Origin of the sequence: Microcoleus sp. T3_A4 (assembly GCF_036700465.1) — a bacterium.
In the GTDB taxonomy this organism is placed as follows: Bacteria; Cyanobacteriota; Cyanobacteriia; order Cyanobacteriales; family Microcoleaceae; genus Microcoleus.
In genome coordinates this window covers 1-19,584 of sequence record NZ_JAUBOY010000075.1, presented here as the reverse complement: position 1 = coordinate 19,584, position 19,584 = coordinate 1, and the positions used below count along the sequence as shown (strand labels likewise).

The window sequence follows — 19,584 nt, the reverse complement described above, 5'->3', positions numbered from 1 at the left end:
TTCGGCTCCGAGTTAACAATTTTTCTTAATTTTACATCATCTTGCATTTGTCTCACATTTATTTGAAATTACTATACCATTGATTTCAAGGGTATAATTTACTTTTTGTTCCACCATTGTTTCTTTCCAGATGTCATTGTTCATTTTGATTTATCCTTAACTTAAAATCAATCCAAATTTTCGGATCTGGTTCGTATAAAGTAATGATTTTTACCAAAGGACGAGATGGATAACTGCACTGAACGTGCAAAGGTCTATTGGCAAGGGTGAAGCCGAAAATCAAACAGCTTGGGCCATATTTGTCATCGGGATACTCTTCAATAACTTCACCAGCCATTATTGCTTCCCGGAGTTCTTGTACCCTGATACGGCGAACTATGCTTTGGTTTACTGCGTGTTGTGAAAGCTCAAAATCATTTTTGACTTTTGACACGTATTTTTTCAATGATTGTCATAGTTTCATATCATATCTATAAGTTAACATAACAGCGAAAGTTGTTAACCAGTGGCGAAACCACGCAAACATCAGCCAAGATAGAAACAACGCCATTCCCGCAATCGCCATGACAGACATCAACCAAATAACCGCGGCCCTAGAGGGTAAAGACTACAAACAAGCTGCCCAACTCATCAAACAACTACAAAAAGAATCCCCCGAAAATCCGTGGGTACAATACTATATGGCCCGCTACTACGAACTCACCAACAATCTCGAAAAAGCCCAAACAACCTACAAACAAATACTCCGCGACATCACCAACGCCAAAATCGTCTCCCAGACCCGCCAAGCTATTCAACGGATTGAAACCACACAACAAAAACTCCGCCAACAAGCCATAGAAACCGCCAAAAACGACCCCAGCAACCTCGAACCGGGACTCCTCATCCTCGAACCCGTGAGTCCCGAAAACAAACCCGCCGCCATTCAAAATATCAGCAGAATCTTTAAAATCGACGCCTACACAACCCGGATGCAAATCCAAAGCCGCGGCTGGAGACTCTACAAAACTGGCCCCATCGCCGAACTCCGAATTTACGGCCAAGAACTCCTCAACGCCGGCATTCCCGTATTTTGGGCAACCCTAAGCGATATTCAAAAAATCCAAATCTTCCGAGTGCAACACTTCCAGTCTCTCTCTTCCCCAGCCGTTGTTTGTAAAGATAAACTCGATCGACTCGGTGCGATCGAATTTAGCTGGTCAGAAGTTACCCAAAGAGTAGAAGGCTTGTTGCCGATGTTCATCGAAGTCATGGACTACTCCCCCAACCGAAGAAAGGAGCAATTTCGCCACAGAGAAATCAGGCAAGATTACGCTCAAATCTGTGACTTACACATTCCCAGCAGAAACTGCATTCTGCGAATTTGCGACCAAAGTTACGAATTTCAACAAGGAGTTGACTTCACCAAAGCTTCGGCTGATCTCCCCACTTCACCGAACCCGAAAAACAAAATATCCAGAGTCAAAAACTCTCAACAAATTCCTCAAAGTACCACCCGAATTAACTGGAATCACTTACTGGAAATATTCGATCGCCAGCTTGACGTTACAGTTTGGTCAGAATTTACGCCCTTTGCCGAGACAGTGCTCGATTACACTAATATGTTGAGCAAAATCGAATCTCATATAGAAGTCGAGCGCAAATCCGAAACTCCTTGGGACTCAGCTTTTCAGCTATACAGCGGATTAGCTTTCCTCAGAAACCAAGAAAATAGGGAATAGAACAAATAGTTAAACTTAAAAATGAGGAATCCCATTTTTAATTTGTTAACGTCAGCATTGGGAATCATCCAATGCCCAATTCCCTATTATCAATTCCCAATTTCCTACTTCGTTTTCACCTGACGGGCCATTTCCCGGAAATTGTTCATGCTAGGGCCAGGGGTTCGACGGCTTCCATTTGGTGTCGGCATTAAATTATTAGGAGCAAAAGTCCGATTCGGTTCAGCTTGACTCGGCACTTTTCCGTTAGTTGCTGCCGCTGCCGGTACCTTCGCGGGTGCTGCATTATTAGCAGGAACGCTAGCGACTGGTTCCTTTTCTTTCTGAGACTTTTTCTCTACCTTAGCCTTTTTAGCAGGTTCAGACTTCTCAGACTTAACAGGCTCAGCTTTTGCCGGTGCGATCGCAACAGGCTCAGCCTTCGCCGGCGCAACTTTTGCTGGTTCCTTCGCTCCCGACTCGCCCAAATCTAGGAAATATTCAGACTTTTTCAAGCCCAACAGTCTGGCAAAAAAGCCGAAAATACCGCCGAAGAAATTTTTGATAAAACCAAACATTAGACTTACTCCTTTTGTTCTTTTAGAGAAATTTGTACAAGCTTGTCAACAAAGTTAGATTACGAGCTATGGCAACCTTTGTCTACATTTATTCATCAAAATTTACATTTGGCTATATCTAAGCTCGCTCATCAAAGCAAATTTTAGGTATGAATACTCACAGTGCTTTGCACTTATTTACAAAGTATCTCAGAATTTGTTAGGGATTCCCACTCATTGTCGATCGTACCTCGATCCGATTCGCTAGCTGTCCTAGTACGGGTAAAACTCCCTAGGGGAGTGATTTATGCTGTAATCAGCAAGCAATTTTCTTTTCAAATGAACAGTTCGCTCGATCGCAATCCCGTCATCCTCCTACACGGCATCTGGGACACAAAGATGATTTTCAGCAAAATGTCCGCCCGCCTCACCGAACTCGGATGGTCAGTCCACAGCCTCAACCTCACCCCCAACGACGGCAGCCTCAGCCTCGACTTACTGGCCAAGCAACTCGCAGACTACATCTCTGAAACCTTCGATCCAGAACAGCCTTTAGACATAGTAGGCTACAGCATGGGCGGCATCGTCAGCCGCTACTACGTCCAGCGACTCGGAGGAATCAACCGCGTACAGCGTTTCATCACCCTATCTTCCCCCCACCACGGCACCCTCACCGCCTATTCCCTACGCCTACCAGGATACCTGGATATGCGCCCCGATAGTGGCTTGCTGCGCGATTTGAATCAAGATGTGACAATGCTCAAACGCATAAACTTTACATCAATGTGGACGCCATTTGACATAATGATTGTACCGGCGAACAGCTCCCAAATGCCAGTAGGTAAAGAAGTTAAAGTCAACGTTTTGCTGCACCGCCAAATGGTGACAGAACCCCTAAGTATTAACGTAATAGTTGAAGAACTCAAAGCACCTATAGAAAATAAAATTCCCACTTAAAAATGAATAGCAATTTCAGCCGCAACCCAGTCTTGCTAATTCACGGAATCTTCAGAAAATCGGGAATTTTTCACAAAATGTCTGCCTACCTGACCCAACTAGGATGGTCAGTCTACACCCTCAATCTCTCGCCCCATTGGGGCAATGCCAGCATAGACGAATTAGCCCAACAAATAGCAGATTATATAGACAAAACCTTTGCGCCAGAACAGCATCTAGATATAGTAGGATTGAGCATGGGCGGTTTAGTAACTCGCTACTACCTGCAAAGGTTAGGCGGCATTAACCGAGTGCAGCGCTTTATTGCCATATCTTCTCCTCACAGCGGTACTTGGATGGCTTACACTCTCTGGGGAAAAGGCTGCATCCAAATGCGTCCTGGCAGTGCTTTTTTAGAAGATTTAAATCGAGATACTGCTTTGTTGGAAAATCTCAATTTTACTTCGATTTGGACAGATTGGGATTTTATCATCGTACCCGCTTCTAGTTCCCAAATATCTGCTGCGAAAGAAGTAAAATTGTCCGTATTCGCCCATGCCATGATGGCGAGGCATTCCAGCAGTTTAAAAGCGGTCGCTGAAGCACTTTCAGAACCCTTGAAAGTTCATGATTGACCGTTTGATTCATTCTTGTATAATGTCAAATTTTGTAGGTTCACCTACAATAATTGCCTAAAACCAACAATCTGGTAAACCTGTCCCCACAGGAGGCAAATCGCTACCGGACTAGATATCAAACAGCATCCCCAACTTCAGCGTATTCGCTGCGACCAAAAATTGCTTCCGCTTCAGAATAATACTTGAACTCAAGTATATTGTGGAAAGGGTCTTCTAAGAAAAAAGTACGGTGTTCTGTAGGCAAACCGACAAATCGCCGTCTCGGTTCTTGATAGAAATTTAAGTTGTTTTGCTGGGCTTTTTCTAGCAACGCTTCCCAGTCAGCTTCGGAAGTAAAAATTAACCCAAAATGCCGGGGATAGATGCCTCGCTGAGGCGTCAAAGGTTCGTGGCTGACGTGGGCGACAATTTGATGGCCGCACAGACCCATAATCGCAGAATTCGGCGATTCGCGACCTAGTTCGCAGCCCAGCCCGTCTACATAGAACGCTTTGGTTTGGGCGATATCGGTCACGGGGAAGGCAAGATGAAATAAGACTTGGTTCATGGAGGTACTAAATGCAGAATTCAGAATTGTTCTTTAATTATTTATCTTGGTCTAATCCTTGGTTGGTGGCGATCGCCCTAAATACAGTTTTACTCACGATCGCCACCATTGCTCCTAAAAAATTGCTCACTCCCGCTGGCCAATTTCACGGCTGGGTATTGGGCGTGCTCATCTGGGGCTGTTTGGGATGGCAAGGCTATGCTGTCGTGATGTTTTACTTTCTTGTCGGATCGGGAGTTACCCGCATTGGCAAAGCCCAAAAAGAAGCAGAAGGCATAGCCGAAAAGCGTTCAGGCGCCAGAGGTCCGGAAAATGTCTGGGGTTCGGCTTTAACCGCGACTCTTTGCGCTGTGGCAGTTTTGGCATTATCTATTTTAGGAGAGACAGGCAAAATGTCTGTGCCACAAGATGCTATTTCCCTGTTATTGCTGGGTTACGCGGCGAGTTTTTGCACCAAACTTTCGGATACCTGCGCTAGCGAAATCGGCAAAGCTTACGGCAAGCGGACTTTTTTGATTACCAGTTTGCAGCCTGTACCTAGGGGTACTGAAGGGGCCGTAAGTTTGGAAGGAACGATCGCGGGTATTGTCGGCTCAATTTTGATTGCGCTTTTAAGTTGGGCCGTCGGTTTAATAGACTTGACAGGAATTGTTTTTTGTGTTATGGCAGCTTTTATTGCCACGAACATCGAGAGCGTGATGGGGGCGACGGTGCAATCAAAGTTTGAGTGGCTGACGAACGAGGTGGTAAATTTTTTCAATACACTCATAGGAGCGATCGCAGCGATTATTTTAGCGGCGACCTGGAGAGCTTTTTTAGCTTAGTTAATCTTGGACGCATTCGCGACCCAATAAACCGGGTTTTTTACGAGAATTCAAACGATTAACGCAGTATTTTTGGAAAAAAAGCCGGTTGCGCCGTCCAGGGCTATTAGCTATTAATCATTAGTCATTAGTCTCAAGCAATCAACTCATGACTAATGATTAATAGTTAATCAAACTAAGCGTCGTCTTGCGGCCCAAAAACCATTTGTACAATCATCGTCGGTTCGCCCCGTTTGTGATAGCGATCGGCCCAATTGCGAATAATTTCATCTAATTCCTCAAGGGCTTGGTCGAGCCGTTCCGGCGGAATATCCAAAGTCTCCATAATTCGCATCACCTTCGGTTGTTTTTCCGCCCAATCCTTCATCAGTCGGAAATATCTAGCCGTATCCTCAACCATAGTAAATGTCCGCTCTTCCTGCTCTGCCGGAGAGTAAGTAGCGCGGCTGAGGGCATAAAACGGCATTCCCCAAGGAGAATCAATGCGAGTTACTGTCCCAGAATAGATCAAGCGCCGCTTAATGTGTTCTGCTAGAGCCTCGCTCAAAGGCATTCGCCTTTCTGGAGACATATCTTCTTGCGATCGCCTGTGCAGAAACTCGATCAACTCCATAAACTGAAAAGAATTGATCAGTTGAGCGTCTGGCGGATTCGGAGGAATCTTGCCTTCGAGATATTTTTTTTCATCTACAGTCAAATTGTTTCCCGGAATGCGAGGGCGTCCCGGCATCCAACCATACTGTTCCAGCCAGACATAAGGAAACTGAATCAAATATCTAGGTTCTTGGGAACCCAACATTTTCAGCAATTTTCCCTGAGTCAGAGCTTCCCGGACTTCCTCAACAATCACCTTCACCCGTTTAGGCTCAATGTGATGCAAGTGTCCGGTCATCCGCAGGTTGTTATCCTGCTCCATATAAGTCATATAAATGGCACACTTAGCCGCCGTTGCGGCCGCGTCTAGAAACGCCCCGTGCCTGTGCCCACTGGTTCTCATGGCGCTAAACGCCAGATATAGCATGATCTGATCCATTGCACTAGGGCTGAGGCTTTTGACCAGATCCAAAGAGTCATTTTTCATCACTATCCCCGAAATAGCCAAATTTGGAGGCATTTTGTCATCCTCCATTAAATTATTGCGAGAGCGCCGAATCAAGCATAGCCGACTGTCGCCGGAAAGCTTGCCAGCTACCCTAATATTCAGGTTAGTTAAGTTCCCTGAGGTAACAGGGGCATGGGCTTAAAGGCTATCCACACCGCATAAGTGGTTCTTATTGGTGGCCAATTTAAGTAGATTGCTGCACCCTCTGCGCTGACAGTTTACCTATATATAAGTTAGTTATCGCAAATTAATTATAGTGCAGCGGTTGAAAATTAAACCCTACCTGTGGGGGGGAGAACGTAAATAACTGTTGCGCTCCCAGGAATTTGAGGCGACTCCGATCCCCTAATTCTTGAATAGTCATGGATGCCAAAACCCGGTTTGATCAACTAAAATAAGGCTGTTGCATAATTGCGGGAAGATTTTGATGGTTTTGTGGGATGGGATCTCGTAGCCCGTCCGCTGTATTTTCACAGCAGGCAGGACACCCCACAATAATCCTCCTCAAATTCTGCAACGCCAAAATAAGGCGTGGAAGGCGAGGGATATTGGTTGAAAAACCCCGATGATCCGAGGCCTGTGGTTAGTACTTGTTTAATTGAAGCGTTTTCAATACAAAACCGCCACATACTAGAATCTATCTCTAGGTAGATGGCGGTTCCCCGTTTATATGCTAACATTTATCACACAAAAAATAATCTCCTCAGAACTGTCCACAAAAAGTGCAGTTGTCGCTTAACCTTAAAAACTAGAATCCCAGAAAATCCGATCGCGCGATCAAATGAACGGCCCAAAGCAACTCATTTGTGGTCATCACTTGCGTCCGATGCCCTTAGAAATCTTGTAGCGGATGAGTGTAAACAGTAGGCTCAGTAAAATTTCTGCGGATGCGCTTTCTCTCAGGACCACGCTCGCCCCTTTGTTGAGTTTGCGCTGACAACATATATTGGGCAGTGCCAGTTTCGAGGAGGGGGAGTGGAGATTCAAAAGCTTGAGCGGCGCTGGCACTCAAGGTAATGCCCAACAGGCTCAGTAAAGCAATTGCAGTGTAGGTTTTCATGGGTAGTATTCGTATCAGTATCTATTTAGAGATACGACATTTACCCAGGTTGATCAGGATGAATGTCCCGGAAATTATCAAACTATAGAATTAGGAATCAGGAATCAGGAATCAGAAGGAAGAAGAAGAAGGAAAAAGGAAGAATAAATCAGGCTTTAGTTAAGCTATCGTGCATTTAAATTGTCTCCTAAAATCCTTGTATAAAAAGCGGAAAATTATCTTTCCCTCTCCCTTTCTCACCCTCTCGCCCTCCAGGAGCAACAGACACTTTAGATGCGTACCATCTGATATATGAGAGCAGTCATAAGTCGATGTAAAAGGGAATAAATAAAATCTCTAGCTTCACTAATAAAAAAATTCCTAATTGCACTACCCAGACGGTTGCAATAATATACAAAACCGCCAAATAGGAGATTCAATCTCTCGATAGATGGCGGTTTAAGGTTTATATGCTATCATCACTCACATAAAAGAAGAGCCTAATGACTGTAAACAAGAAATGCAGTTGCCTTGGAAACCTGAAAAACTAGCATCCCAGGAAATCAGATTGAGCGCTCGACACGGGCGGCAGAAACTAACTCAATAACGGAAATAGCTTTCGTCCAATGTCATTAAAATGCTTGTAGTTGATGAGTGTAAAGATTAGGCTCAATGAACTCTCGGCGTCCGCTGCCTCTTTCTGGAGAACGATCGCCCCTTTGTTCGGTTTGGGCGGATAAAATGTATGAAGCGGTGGCAAATTCGAGCAGTCCGACTAGGGATTCAAAGGCTCGAACGACAGTGGCGCTCAAAGTAACGCCCAAAAGACTGTGTAAAGCAATTGGTGTGTAAGTTTGCATGGGGTTAGTATCCGTGTCATTGTCTATTAACTGATACGGACCCTCCCCGATCGATCAGGATAAATTTCTGTGAATTTTTCGGATCTATGCAAAAAACCTTACCTCTTCAATTCTACTGATCCCGCCTGCAGCCAAGCACCTGCCGAATTCAGCCTGCCCCATACAGTCAGAGGCTTTTCGGTTTCGCAATTGTGTAAAAATCTGTCGGTTTCGGAGTCCAAAGTCACGAGTTGCCAAGTTTGACCGGCCGCAGATGCGGGGCTTGTCAGCGTTAGTGTCCAGTCTTGTTCGCCGAGGCGGCGGAAAATGCCCGAAAATTGGCTGTGTGTATTTGCTGTTTGACTGCTTTGTTTCTCTACTGACTCCTGACATTCGCCACTGGCGGGATATGCTTGGGGTCGATCGAGATAATAGCGTTGCCAGTCCAGCCAGTCCGATCGATCCCGTGTCAAATTAAATAAAGGAATAACCGCCGCACTCGCCTCGGAATCTTGCAGCAAAGCTTCCTGCAAAACTCTCACCGGCAACTCCCGCGGCTGACATCCAGATTCCGCGCACAAAGCCGCCGCCATCCCCGCCGCCTGTCCAATATTCATTACCGTCGGTTGCAAGCGAGTTGCACCGTTGGCGATGTGAGAGACGGAAATATTTTTTTCGCAGACTAGCAAACCGTCTGTACTCGCAGGAATTAGCGCGCTGTAAGGAATGGTAAACGGAGTTCCCGTCCAGCGCCCGCCCCAGCGAATCGATTTGGGCTGCAAGGGAATGTCGCCACTGGGGTAGTGGTGGTCATTGGCGTAGTTGCCGATCGCAATTGTTTCACAAATACCCTCAGAATTAATCGGCAACTTCGCGACTCTGCCACCGACAATAGGCAAAATATCTTGTTCTGTGACTGTACTTATCCCTCGCAAGCGCCGACTTTCTCGGTAGTAAGGATGTAAGGCAAAGGAAGAAAGAAGGGAAGAATTTTGTTGATTGTCGATCGTTGAAATGGGGAAAATATTTTGTGCTAGGCCGTAGCGGGGGCCGAGTTGCGTTTGAATGAAGCGGGCGAAACTTTGAGTATGCCAGAGACTTTCTTGGAGGAATTCTTGTCGAGATGCTTCAGATGCAATTAGTCGATCGACTCCTTCACCATAATCATTACCTCGAATCGGCCAATTAATCATCAACAATCCCCCTGGCAGCCTGCCGTAATTGAGAAATTGTTCGGGAGTGTAACCGTCCCAAGCACCGATAAATCGATCGGGATTTTCAACTGGCGGCGCGGGAATTTTTGGGGCAACAGCACCTTTACCAAAATCCTGCATGATTGCCACCCAAGTCGGAGCTTGCACCGAATAGCGCTCTGTGAGAGCATTAGAGGCAGTCGGCGCGCTGGGTTCTCCCCACTCGGATTGGAATTCCCAACCCCAGCGGTGCCCAACTTCCGCTAAAGCCAGCAAATCTCCCAATTCCGTGGCATCCAAAGTGATTTTGGCCGAAACCGTAAAATCTGCAAACCGAACGCCAGAAATGCGAGATTCTTCGTATAGCACATCTTGAGCTTTTTGTCCACAAATCCACTGTAAGTTCGGCAAACATTTAACCCAATCAGCGAAAATTTCAGCACCGATGCGGGGATCGTAAGTAAAAAAACTTACCCAGCCCCAATCCAAACCTCCCGGCTGTCGCTGCTGGAGTTCCAGCAAAAACGCGCCCCACAAACCGGTTTGAAAAGCTGCTAATTCATTGCCATCGGGGGCAGCAACGCCTGCTGTTGTCAGCATTCCTCCCAGCCAGGGGAATTCGCTGACTAAAATAGTTTTGGCACCTCGGCGGGCTGCTTGCACGGCTGCTGCAGTGCCACCGGTGCCGCCACCGACTACCAAAACATCTGCTTTTAAGACCGAAGACATGGGCAATACCATTTTAGATTTTAGATTTTAGATTTTAGATTGCGAAAGGCTCAGTAAGGTGATGAGTGCGCTACGGATAGATGTTCGGCGTTTGTTATCGCCCATTGAATGTAAGGTGCACTGGCGCACCCTACGGATTTTAAAAAGACCTCTTTCTCCTCTTCCCTCTTCCTCTGTGTCCTCTGCGTCCTCTGCGGTTAATAAAAAAAATTAGTTATTGTGAAAGTCAGATCGCATCTCAAATCAAAAAGAATCAGAAAATGGGGAACCGAGACAGTAAAATAATACGTCGCGTAAATTCCCCACTATTCACTACTAACCAAGCAATTGAAAATGGAAAAAGGTTTTATATTGTGGTTCACCGGGCTGAGCGGTTCCGGCAAGACAACTATCACCAAAGCTCTCGAACCCGAATTGAAGGCAAGAGGTTGCAAAGTTGAAATATTGGATGGAGATGTCGTTCGCACCAACTTGTCAAAAGGTTTGGGATTTAGCCAAGAAGACCGAGATACTAATATTCGGCGGATTGGATTTGTAGCTCACCTGCTGAGCCGCAATGGAGTAGCGGCAATGACAGCAGCTATTAGCCCCTACAGAGCAATTCGCGACGAAATTAGAGCAATGGAGCCCAATTTTGTTGAAGTATATATCACAGCGCCGTTAGAAGTGTGCGAAGGTCGCGATGTCAAGGGGCTATACGCTAAGGCGAGAGCAGGAGAAATTAAGGGTTTTACGGGAATTGACGATCCTTATGAAGAACCGCTTAATCCTGAGATTATTTGTTACACAGAGCGAGAAACTGTGGAAGAGAGTGTTAAAAAAGTTCTAAGCAAGTTAGAAGAGTTGGGTTACATTTGATGTTGGCGGGCTTGGATGAGGATAGGGGCAAAAAGCGATGGTGGTGAAAAGTTATTCACGCAAGGTGCAACTTGAGAAAAAATCTCACCCTTGTGTCCCCTTCGCGGAGAGGGAAAGGGAAGAATTTCTCCCCTTTGTTGCAAGGAGAGGGGCTCAGGGAGACATTTCCAGCAAAAGCTGCAAGCTTGGTGATTGGGCAAGCAATGCTGTCAAAAGTTTAATTGCCCAAAGTTTAACAGTGTCAGTGCTCGCGGTAGTGGGTTCATTTCCTGCGGCGGCCCAGCTTATGCCTCCTCCTCCTCCTCCTGCTGATGCGGGTTCTCCTGTTCCTGTACCGGTACCCGCAGTGCCGGGATTGCCGGGATTGCCGGCAAGTGAACCTTCAAGTGTACGATCGGAAGTTTACACTTTAGGCGCGGGCGATCGTATTCAAATGGACATCTTCAACGTCCCGGAATACAGCGGCCCCAACGGTCAACACCAAGTACAGGCCGACGGTTCCCTAAATTTGCCGTTAATTGGCAGCGTTTCGGTGTACGGGATGACCTTAGAACAAGCTTCTAATGCTGTTAAAGACAAATACGGCAAATACCTTAAACGTCCTTGGATTACCCTCAAACTGCTGGCGCCGCGTCCTTTGCAAATTGCGATCGCGGGCGAAATCAACCGCCCCGGAGCCTATACAATATCCTCAGCAGCAGGCCCCGGAGGCACAGCAGAGCAAATGGGAACTCAAATGCCAACGATATCGCGGGCTCTGCGAATGGCCGGCGGAATTACCCAGTCAGCAGACGTGCGGCAAATCAAAATTCGCCGCCCCCAGCGCAACGCACCGGAACAAATTATTAGTGTGGATTTGTGGGAATTATTGCAAAACGGCGATTTGCGGGCCGATATGACTTTACGCGACGGCGATACTATATTTATTCCCACTGTAACTAGCCTCAACCGCCAAGAAGCACCGACTTTAGCAGTAGCTAACATTACCGGACAAAGCACTCAACCAATTAATATTGCTGTGGTGGGCGAAGTAACTCGCCCCGGTACTTATACTTTGGCAAAAGAGGCTCAAAGTAGGGTACAAGAGAATGAAATGGGTGAAAATTCTGGTTTGTTTGCTGCCAGCGAAACCAACGGCGGCGAAAATGTTTTGCAGCAAACTGTAACGAGGGCAATTAAAATGGCGGGCGGCATTACGCCGGTAGCTGATATCCGACAAATACAAGTTCGCCGCCTGACACGGGCGGGTACAGAACAAATTATTAATGTGAATTTGTGGCAACTTTTGGAAGGGGGAGATGTATCCCAAGATTTAGCGCTACAACAGGGAGATACGGTAATCGTTCCCAAAGCCGAAAACCTCGATGAAACCCAAGACGAACAAGTTGCTAATTCTAATTTTTCACCGGATACTATTAAGGTGAACATTGTGGGAGAAGTCGTGAAACCGGGAGCGATTGCGGTGCTGCCCAACACTACTTTAAATCAAGCGCTGGTAGCAGCGGGAGGTTTTAATAAAGCGCGGGCAGAAATGGATTCGGTGAATTTAATTCGCCTCAATCCTAACGGCACCGTTTCGCAGCTAACTGTTAAGGTTGATTTTTCTGCAACGGCCAATGAAGCAACTAATCCCAAACTGCAAAATAATGATGTAATTATGGTAAGGCGATCGGGCCGCGCTACGTTCTCTGATAATGTAGGCGGAACTCTCGCTCCTCTCAGCCCGCTGTTAGGAATATTTCGGTTATTCGATATTTTTCGGTGATTTGAAGAGACTAGCATTAAGACCTCAGAAATCCGCTTTATAAAAAAATTGCGGTTTGGTAATGAAATATCGAGGAATCAACCGATTTCCTGAAAATCCGCCACCAATACAGACGTTTAAACTAATAAGTTGTAGAAATCCAATGAAACCAGGGAAACAATCTCAAGTAGCACTGTTTAATCATAAAAAAACCGCTGATCTGCAAAAAATGTCTTCTGGGCTTTATGAAGAAGATCAATTTTTAGGCAGAAACAAAACCGAGGCAGAAGAGTTAAGTTTTTGGGAAGTTTGCCGCAGTCGCTCAATCTTAGTCATCGGTGTAGCAGCTGCAGTGACTACCGGAGTTTTCGCCTGGACACTGAATCAAAAAAGCGAGTACGAAGGGCGCTTTCAATTATTAGTAGAGCCAGCGGTTACGCAAAATACTTTAGCCAAAATCTACTCCGGTGAGCTGAAACTGCAACCAGCGGCCCCGGCGACGCAAGAAAAGGGCGGTTTTGACTACGAATCCCAAATTCAAGTTTTGCAAAGTCCGCAAGTAATGTCGCCGATTATTAAACAGTTGCAGGCTAAGTATCCCGAAATAAATTACAACTACCTCTTGAACCAAAAAGCAGATAATTTGCCGTTTTCTCAGGAAACTAGGTTGTCAATTAATCGCTTCAAAAATACCAAGATTATCGAAGTTAGATATCGGGATTATGACCCGAAAAAAATTCAGTTTGTTTTGGAAAAAGTTGCGCTAGGCTACCGCAACTACAGCGTGCAAGATACCACCACTCAAATTAGTCAGACTTTGGATTTTGTGAAATCGCAAATTCCCAACCAGCGAAAGCGCCAACAAGCTCTGCAAACAGAAATTCAAAAATTGCGGCAGCAGTACAATTTCATCGATCCGCAAATTCAAACCCAACAGCTTTCGCAGCAAATCAGCCAACTTCAAGCGCAAAGATTGGACGCGCAAACGCAGTTAAACCAGCAGAGATTGCTCTATTCTAATCTACAAAATCAGCTTGGACTGAACCAGCAGCAAGCGCTGATGGCGTCGGCTCTCAGTCAAGCTCCCCGCTATCAAGGGATGCTGACTCAATTGCAACAATTAGAAGGGCAAATTGCGATTAACTCGGCTACGTTTACAGACGAAACCCCGCAAATGCAATTGTTGCGAGAACAGCGCAAGAACCTGATTCCTTTGTTGCAGAAAGAAGCCCAACAAGTTCTGGGAACTGATTTGGCTAAGGTAAATTCACAAGTGCTGGCTTTTCAAGATCCGGTGCGGATTAAGTTAATCGAGCAGTTTATCGGTACTGCTAATTTAATTCAGGTGCTGGGCGTGCGGAATCAAGTTTTGGAACAAGCTGCTAAGCAGTTGAATCAATACTCTCAAAAATTCCCGGTGATTTTGCGGCGCTATTCCGATTTGCAGCGCGAGTTGGATTTAACTAACAATACGCTGAATGGTTTGCTGGCAAAACAGCAAGCTTTGCAGCTTGAATCTGTGGGCAAAAAAGAGGTGGCTTGGGAAGTTATTGCTAAGCCGGAAATTCCGCGTTACAAAAATGGCGACTTGAGGGCTGTTGCTCCGATTATGCCTTTGAATTTGGCTTTGGGGGGATTGGCTGGTTTGCTGTTCGGTATGCTGGCGGCGCAGTTGGCGGAACGATTTAAAAATAAAACGGTGTTCCAAACTCCAGAGGATGTCAAACAGTCGATTCGCCTGCCTTTGTTGGGGGTAATTCCTGCTAGCGATAAAATTTTGAGACTTCCTCCTGCTGAGACAAGCCCGGTGGATGTGGCAATTTCGCCGATGCCGACGGATGCTTTTCAAGAAGCTTTTCGATCGCTCAATGCGAATATTCGTTTACTAAACGTTGAAACTCCGATCAATTCTTGCGTAATTACTTCTTGTCAAGTAGGTGACGGCAAGTCTACGGTAGCAGTAAATCTGGCGCGGGCGGCGGCTGCAATGGGCCAGCAAGTGCTGTTGGTGGATGGGGATTTACGGCGCCCGCAGGTACACGAAATGCTGGGTTTACCGAATTGGCAAGGCTTGCACAATGTGATTGCTGATGATGTAGATGTGCAAAAGGTGATTTTGCGATCGCCCCGCGATGAAAATTTGTTTGTGTTAACTTCCGGCCCGGTTCCTCTCGATCCCACAAAGGTGCTTTCTTCCCGCAAAATGCAGCATTTAATGGCAGCTTTGTCAAGTCATTTTGACTTGGTTATTTACGATACTGCGCCGCTTTTAGGTTTGGCGGATGCGAATTTGTTGGCGGCTCACACTAACGGATTGATGCTGGTAGTAGGGCTGCATCAAACTCAGCGGGAGGCCCTGGTGTTGGCTTTTGAAGATTTAAAAATGGCGGGGATTCCGCTGTTGGGAATGGTGGCGAATAACGATAAAGGCAGCAGGTATTACTATCAGTCTTACGTGCAGGATTACGTCCAGGAACAGTCTGTTTGAGGGAGAGGAATTGAGAAATGTTTAGTGGAACAGGCCGTCGGGCTTGTTCTTGAGAATGCAAGGCGGGCGGGACACCCGATCAGATATTTAATCCATCTTGCACCATTAATTGTGAATCAAGCTGTCTGGGGCGGGCGTCCCGCCCCAGAAGAACATTTAATTTTTATGGAACAGGCCGGCGTCGCCTGTTCTTGAGATTTGTGCGTGATTTCAGAAAGACAAATTTTCTTAAGATTTGCGATCGAGACTCTGAACTATAATTAAAAGTAGGAGAAATTTAAACAAATCGCGGCAGTTGCAACTTGGCAACATCTGAAAGAAAACGTGGCTGGTAAATTCCTATTTTGTAATACCTTGATACAACTCCCTGCCTCGGCTCAAAACTAGCAGGGAGTTTTGTGTTTTTCACACAGGAGATGAAACAATGGCTATTGCTACTATCAACCCGGCAACGGGAGAAACGCTGAAAACTTTCGAGCCGATCGCGGATGAGGTAATAGAAGCTAAGCTGGAATTAGCACAGCAAGCTTTTAAAAAATACCGCCAACTACCGTTTGAGCAGAGAGCCCTGTGGATGCAGAAAGCTGCAGACATCTTGGAGCGCGATCGCGAAATTTACGCTGAAATGATGACCCTGGAAATGGGCAAAACGCTCAAATCTGCGATCGGCGAAGTGGAAAAATGCGCCTTAGTTTGCCGCTATTACGCCAAAAATGCCGCTCAATTTATGGCAGACGTACCGGCAACCACTGACGCTAGCAGCAGCTTTGTCCGCTACCAACCGCTGGGCGCTATTTTAGCCGTTATGCCGTGGAATTTCCCATTTTGGCAAGTTTTTCGGTTTGCGGCGCCGGCGCTGATGGCGGGCAATGTTGGCTTGCTCAAACACGCTTCCAACGTGCCGCAGTGCGCTTTGAAAATCGAAGAAATTTTTACGCTTGCTGGCTTTCCCGAAGGAGTTTTTCAAACTTTGTTAGTCGGCGCCGACAAAGTAGCCGATATCGTTGCGGACGATCGTATCAAAGCAGCAACCCTCACTGGTAGCGAACCAGCGGGTGAAAGTTTGGCAGCAAATGCGGGCAAAAATTTGAAAAAAGTAGTCCTGGAATTGGGAGGAAGTGACCCATTTATTGTGATGTCCAGCGCCGATTTAGCAGCAGCTTTATCAACTGCTGTGACATCCCGGATGCTCAATAACGGTCAATCTTGCATCGCCGCCAAACGCTTTATTTTAGCAGAAGAGATTGCCGACGAATTTATCACAGGATTTGTCGAAAAATTCGAGCAATTAAAAGTCGGCGATCCGATGTTGCCCGAAACCGATATCGGCCCTTTAGCTACTCCGGCAATCCTCAAAGACTTGGACAATCAAGTGCAAACTTGCATCCAATCGGGAGCAAAACTTCTGACAGGTGGTCGCCCATTGTCAGAGAATGCCGGCAATTTCTACTTGCCAACTATTGTGGCAGATATTCCCCCGGATGCTGCGGCGCGTCAAGAAGAATTTTTCGGGCCCGTAGCTTTAGTATTCAGGGTTGCAGGCATCGATGAGGCGATCGAACTGGCAAATAGCACATCTTTTGGCTTGGGTGCGTCAGCTTGGACTACAGTAAACTCAGAGAGCGATCGCTTTATTTCCGAACTAGAAGCCGGCGCGGTATTCATCAACGGTTTAGTAAAATCCGACCCCAGATTGCCCTTTGGCGGCATCAAACGCTCCGGTTACGGACGCGAATTGAGCATCCAAGGAATGCACGAATTTGTTAACATAAAAACAGTGTGGGTGAAATAAGCTCCCACTCTATCAACCGATCGCACAAATCTACATAAGTCTGCGTTTATCTGCGTTTACCTGCGGTTAAAAATTCCCATTTAGTATTTTGGCGATCGGTTGAAAAAGACCAAAAAAAACCATTAACCGAGGAGAGAAACGGAAATGAACACAGCTCAACTATTGGTAAAATGTTTAGAAAATGAAGGCGTCGAATACGTCTTCGGACTTCCTGGAGAAGAAAATTTAGAAATTTTAGAAGCCCTGAGAAACTCTTCAATTAAATTTATTACTACTCGCCACGAACAAGGCGCGGCTTTCATGGCCGACGTTTACGGTCGTCTCACCGGCAAAGCCGGCGTTTGCTTGTCCACCTTGGGCCCAGGCGCAACTAACTTAATGACAGGAGTTGCTGACGCCAACTTAGACGGCGCTCCTTTAATAGCAATTACCGGACAAGTCGGCACAGACAGGATGCACATAGAATCGCACCAATACTTAGATTTGGTTGCGATGTTTGCGCCAGTTACTAAGTGGAATGCTCAAATTGTTCGCCCCAGCACGACGGCAGAAATTGTCCGCAAAGCCTTTAAAGTAGCTCAAAGTGAAAAGCCGGGAGCAGTTCACATTGACTTACCTGAAAACATCGCAGCAATGCCTGCTGAAGGACAGCCGCTCGCCAAGGACAACCGCGAAAAAACTTTTGGCGCTTACCAAAGCTTGAATAAAGCCGCTGTGGCAATTTCTAAGGCAAAAAGTCCTCTGCTTTTAGTAGGAAACGGCGCGATCCGCGCTAACGCCAGCGATGCTTTGACACAATTTGCTACTCGATTGAATATTCCTGTAGCTAATACTTTCATGGGCAAAGGTGTAATTCCTTACACTCATCCTTTGGCACTGTGGACGACGGGATTGCAAAAACGGGATTATATTAGCTGTGCTTTTGAAGAAACGGATTTAGTGATTGCTGTTGGCTACGATTTGATTGAATATTCCCCGAAGAAGTGGAATCCAGAAGGAAAAATTCCGATTATTCACATTGGATCTCTGCCAGCAGAAATTGACAGCAGTTATATTCCTATTATAGAAGTTGTGGGAGATATTTCTGATTCCCTCAATGAAATTTTGCAGCGTGCCGATCGCATGGAGAAAGTAGACCCTTTTGCTAAGCAATTGCGGGCTGATATTCGCGCTGGCTACGAACAATATGCAGCCGACGACGGTTTCCCGATTAAGCCACAAAAACTCATTTACGATTTGCGGCAAGTCCTGGGCCCGGAAGATATTCTTATCTCTGATGTGGGAGCTCACAAAATGTGGATCGCGCGGCACTATCATTGCGATCGCCCGAATACCTGTTTGATTTCCAACGGATTTGCGGCGATGGGAATTGCGATTCCCGGTGCGGTGGCTGCAAAACTCGTTTATCCCGATCGCAAAGTAATAGCAGCCACCGGCGACGGCGGTTTTATGATGAACTGCCAAGAGTTAGAAACTGCTTTGCGAGTCGGTACTAATTTTGTGACGCTGATCTTTAATGACGGCGGTTACGGGTTAATTGAATGGAAGCAGCAAGATTATTTTGGTCATTCCGATTTCGTCAAATTTGGCAATCCCGACTTTGTGAAATTTGCGGAAAGTATGGGTTTAAAAGGCTATCGAGTGGAATCTGCAACCGATTTTATTCCGATTCTGAAAGAAGCCCTGGCTCAAGATGTCCCTTGCGTGATTGATTGTCCGGTAGACTATCGGGAAAATGCGCGTTTCAGTCAATTATCTGGGGATATGAGTTGCAATTTGTAAGAGTAGCTAGAGTCCCGGCTTCTTTAAGAAGTCGGGGTTCTAATAATGGATATTCTTGGAGATAGAGTTTTGTAGCTTGTTTGGTTCTTCCTTACTTACTATGCTAAATCAATAGTTGAATTACAGCACTTCCGGATGTTATGAGGTACAATAAAATCAACTAAAAATAATACACCAATGAAAGCATATTCAGTAGATTTGCGAACAAAAATAGTAGCAGCTCATCAAGATCAGAAGCTGTCGATCAGAAAAACAGCAGCGATATTTTCCGTCAGTAAAAGCTCTTTTCAAAAACTGGTCAAGCAACAAAAAATAGAGGGGAATTTACAGCCGAAACCCAGGGGAAAACCGAGATACAGTCATTTGAATAATTCCACAGCTTCTTTGAGGGAAATAGTGGCAGCACATCCCGATGCAACCTTACTAGAATTGTGTGAGTTATTTGCCCAAAAGACGGGAAATTGGGTGGGTAGAACAGCCATGTGTAACGCCTTACAGAAGTTGGGATTAAATCGTAAAAAAAAACAGTCAGGAGTAGCCAAGCAGGCACAGAAAGAGTCATGAAGTTAAGGTTAGAGTATTGGGAAAAAGTCAAGCATATCAACCCAGAAAATCTAGTATTTTTAGATGAGACTGGAGTATTACGCTTGTTTAAGCAGAAGTCATGCACGTTCCCAACTAGGGACTAGAGCCTATGCGGTCAAACCTTTTTATCGAGGCCAAAAAGTCACAGTAATTGGGGCTCTTCTGGGTTTGCGGTGGAAACTGTATAATTAAGGAACTTTATGCTAGAGGCTAAGCTCATGGATTTCCATC

General features: G+C 45.9%; 17 protein-coding genes. 10 read left to right on the top strand and 7 right to left on the bottom strand.

The annotated features are described in order from the left end of the window. Positions 1–133: 133 nt before the first annotated feature. Positions 134–433 (bottom strand): DUF4258 domain-containing protein, encoded by a 300-nt coding sequence (locus QUA07_RS27880; RefSeq protein WP_333331895.1) that lies wholly within the window; start codon positions 431–433, stop codon positions 134–136. A gap of 130 nt (positions 434–563) precedes the next feature. Here QUA07_RS27880 and QUA07_RS27875 point away from each other — a divergent pair, with 130 nt between their 5' ends. Beyond that, positions 564–1,721, top strand: coding sequence for a tetratricopeptide repeat protein (locus QUA07_RS27875; protein ID WP_333331892.1), 1,158 nt, complete (start codon positions 564–566; stop codon positions 1,719–1,721). A gap of 104 nt (positions 1,722–1,825) precedes the next feature. Here QUA07_RS27875 and QUA07_RS27870 read toward each other — a convergent pair whose 3' ends face one another. Then, positions 1,826–2,278, bottom strand: coding sequence for a hypothetical protein (locus QUA07_RS27870; RefSeq protein WP_333331890.1), 453 nt, complete (start codon positions 2,276–2,278; stop codon positions 1,826–1,828). A 318-nt stretch (positions 2,279–2,596) separates the two neighbouring features. Here QUA07_RS27870 and QUA07_RS27865 point away from each other — a divergent pair, with 318 nt between their 5' ends. Both QUA07_RS27865 and QUA07_RS27860 read left to right on the top strand, forming a co-directional pair. After that, positions 2,597–3,214: a triacylglycerol lipase gene (locus QUA07_RS27865; protein WP_333331887.1), complete on the top strand. Its 618-nt coding sequence runs from the start codon at positions 2,597–2,599 to the stop codon at positions 3,212–3,214. Between the two features lie 2 nt (positions 3,215–3,216). Then, complete coding sequence (locus QUA07_RS27860) at positions 3,217–3,828, top strand: alpha/beta fold hydrolase (protein WP_333331884.1); 612 nt, start codon at positions 3,217–3,219, stop codon at positions 3,826–3,828. A gap of 118 nt (positions 3,829–3,946) precedes the next feature. Here the strand turns inward: QUA07_RS27860 and QUA07_RS27855 are convergent, their stop codons facing one another. Continuing rightward, the gene (locus QUA07_RS27855) at positions 3,947–4,378 is read right to left on the bottom strand and encodes a VOC family protein (protein WP_333331881.1); all 432 of its coding nucleotides are present in this window, start codon (positions 4,376–4,378) and stop codon (positions 3,947–3,949) included. A gap of 11 nt (positions 4,379–4,389) precedes the next feature. On the opposite strand from QUA07_RS27855, the gene QUA07_RS27850 reads away from it, so the two are divergent. After that, the gene (locus tag QUA07_RS27850; RefSeq protein ID WP_333331878.1) at positions 4,390–5,202 is read left to right on the top strand and encodes a TIGR00297 family protein; all 813 of its coding nucleotides are present in this window, start codon (positions 4,390–4,392) and stop codon (positions 5,200–5,202) included. A gap of 175 nt (positions 5,203–5,377) precedes the next feature. On the opposite strand, the gene hetR is transcribed toward QUA07_RS27850, so the two are convergent. The 4 genes from hetR to QUA07_RS27830 all read right to left on the bottom strand — a co-directional run bounded on the left by hetR (position 5,378) and on the right by QUA07_RS27830 (position 10,104). Then, positions 5,378–6,283: a heterocyst differentiation master regulator HetR gene (gene hetR, locus QUA07_RS27845; protein ID WP_333325578.1), complete on the bottom strand. Its 906-nt coding sequence runs from the start codon at positions 6,281–6,283 to the stop codon at positions 5,378–5,380. Between the two features lie 853 nt (positions 6,284–7,136). Next, entirely contained in the window at positions 7,137–7,364 is a 228-nt protein-coding gene (locus QUA07_RS27840) for a hypothetical protein (RefSeq protein ID WP_333331875.1), read from the bottom strand. Between the two features lie 611 nt (positions 7,365–7,975). Further along, a complete protein-coding gene (gene patX, locus QUA07_RS27835; protein ID WP_333331871.1) occupies positions 7,976–8,203 on the bottom strand; it encodes a heterocyst-inhibiting protein PatX in 228 nt (75 codons plus the stop codon). Positions 8,204–8,301: 98 nt separating this feature from the next. Continuing rightward, positions 8,302–10,104: an FAD-dependent oxidoreductase gene (locus QUA07_RS27830; RefSeq protein ID WP_333331868.1), complete on the bottom strand. Its 1,803-nt coding sequence runs from the start codon at positions 10,102–10,104 to the stop codon at positions 8,302–8,304. A gap of 333 nt (positions 10,105–10,437) precedes the next feature. On the opposite strand from QUA07_RS27830, the gene cysC reads away from it, so the two are divergent. The 6 genes from cysC (at position 10,438) to QUA07_RS27800 (ending at position 19,332) form a co-directional block, all read left to right on the top strand. After that, positions 10,438–10,962 carry an adenylyl-sulfate kinase gene (gene cysC, locus QUA07_RS27825; RefSeq protein ID WP_333296038.1) on the top strand — a complete coding sequence of 175 codons (525 nt, stop codon included), beginning with the start codon at positions 10,438–10,440 and terminating at the stop codon, positions 10,960–10,962. 286 nt (positions 10,963–11,248) lie between these two features. Continuing rightward, positions 11,249–12,727 (top strand): SLBB domain-containing protein, encoded by a 1,479-nt coding sequence (locus tag QUA07_RS27820; protein WP_333331865.1) that lies wholly within the window; start codon positions 11,249–11,251, stop codon positions 12,725–12,727. Positions 12,728–12,869: 142 nt separating this feature from the next. Then, positions 12,870–15,194 (top strand): polysaccharide biosynthesis tyrosine autokinase, encoded by a 2,325-nt coding sequence (locus QUA07_RS27815; protein WP_333331862.1) that lies wholly within the window; start codon positions 12,870–12,872, stop codon positions 15,192–15,194. A gap of 424 nt (positions 15,195–15,618) precedes the next feature. Further along, a complete protein-coding gene (locus QUA07_RS27810; protein WP_333331859.1) occupies positions 15,619–16,986 on the top strand; it encodes an NAD-dependent succinate-semialdehyde dehydrogenase in 1,368 nt (455 codons plus the stop codon). 144 nt (positions 16,987–17,130) lie between these two features. Then, positions 17,131–18,768 carry an acetolactate synthase large subunit gene (locus QUA07_RS27805; RefSeq protein WP_333331856.1) on the top strand — a complete coding sequence of 546 codons (1,638 nt, stop codon included), beginning with the start codon at positions 17,131–17,133 and terminating at the stop codon, positions 18,766–18,768. A 177-nt stretch (positions 18,769–18,945) separates the two neighbouring features. Continuing rightward, positions 18,946–19,332 (top strand): IS630 transposase-related protein, encoded by a 387-nt coding sequence (locus QUA07_RS27800; protein ID WP_333331854.1) that lies wholly within the window; start codon positions 18,946–18,948, stop codon positions 19,330–19,332. Positions 19,333–19,584: the final 252 nt, after the last annotated feature.

Bases quoted from the DNA above. Each gene is read 5' to 3' on its own strand.
- QUA07_RS27875 (WP_333331892.1), top strand. From the start codon at position 564: ATGACAGACATCAACCAAATAACCGCGGCCCTAGAGGGTAAAGACTAC.
- QUA07_RS27870 (WP_333331890.1), bottom strand. From the start codon at position 2,278: ATGTTTGGTTTTATCAAAAATTTCTTCGGCGGTATTTTCGGCTTTTTT.
- QUA07_RS27865 (WP_333331887.1), top strand. From the start codon at position 2,597: ATGAACAGTTCGCTCGATCGCAATCCCGTCATCCTCCTACACGGCATC.
- QUA07_RS27860 (WP_333331884.1), top strand. From the start codon at position 3,217: ATGAATAGCAATTTCAGCCGCAACCCAGTCTTGCTAATTCACGGAATC.
- QUA07_RS27855 (WP_333331881.1), bottom strand. From the start codon at position 4,378: ATGAACCAAGTCTTATTTCATCTTGCCTTCCCCGTGACCGATATCGCC.
- QUA07_RS27850 (WP_333331878.1), top strand. From the start codon at position 4,390: ATGCAGAATTCAGAATTGTTCTTTAATTATTTATCTTGGTCTAATCCT.
- hetR (WP_333325578.1), bottom strand. From the start codon at position 6,283: ATGAAAAATGACTCTTTGGATCTGGTCAAAAGCCTCAGCCCTAGTGCA.
- QUA07_RS27840 (WP_333331875.1), bottom strand. From the start codon at position 7,364: ATGAAAACCTACACTGCAATTGCTTTACTGAGCCTGTTGGGCATTACC.
- patX (WP_333331871.1), bottom strand. From the start codon at position 8,203: ATGCAAACTTACACACCAATTGCTTTACACAGTCTTTTGGGCGTTACT.
- QUA07_RS27830 (WP_333331868.1), bottom strand. From the start codon at position 10,104: ATGTCTTCGGTCTTAAAAGCAGATGTTTTGGTAGTCGGTGGCGGCACC.
- cysC (WP_333296038.1), top strand. From the start codon at position 10,438: ATGGAAAAAGGTTTTATATTGTGGTTCACCGGGCTGAGCGGTTCCGGC.
- QUA07_RS27820 (WP_333331865.1), top strand. From the start codon at position 11,249: ATGCCTCCTCCTCCTCCTCCTGCTGATGCGGGTTCTCCTGTTCCTGTA.
- QUA07_RS27815 (WP_333331862.1), top strand. From the start codon at position 12,870: ATGAAACCAGGGAAACAATCTCAAGTAGCACTGTTTAATCATAAAAAA.
- QUA07_RS27810 (WP_333331859.1), top strand. From the start codon at position 15,619: ATGGCTATTGCTACTATCAACCCGGCAACGGGAGAAACGCTGAAAACT.
- QUA07_RS27805 (WP_333331856.1), top strand. From the start codon at position 17,131: ATGAACACAGCTCAACTATTGGTAAAATGTTTAGAAAATGAAGGCGTC.
- QUA07_RS27800 (WP_333331854.1), top strand. From the start codon at position 18,946: ATGAAAGCATATTCAGTAGATTTGCGAACAAAAATAGTAGCAGCTCAT.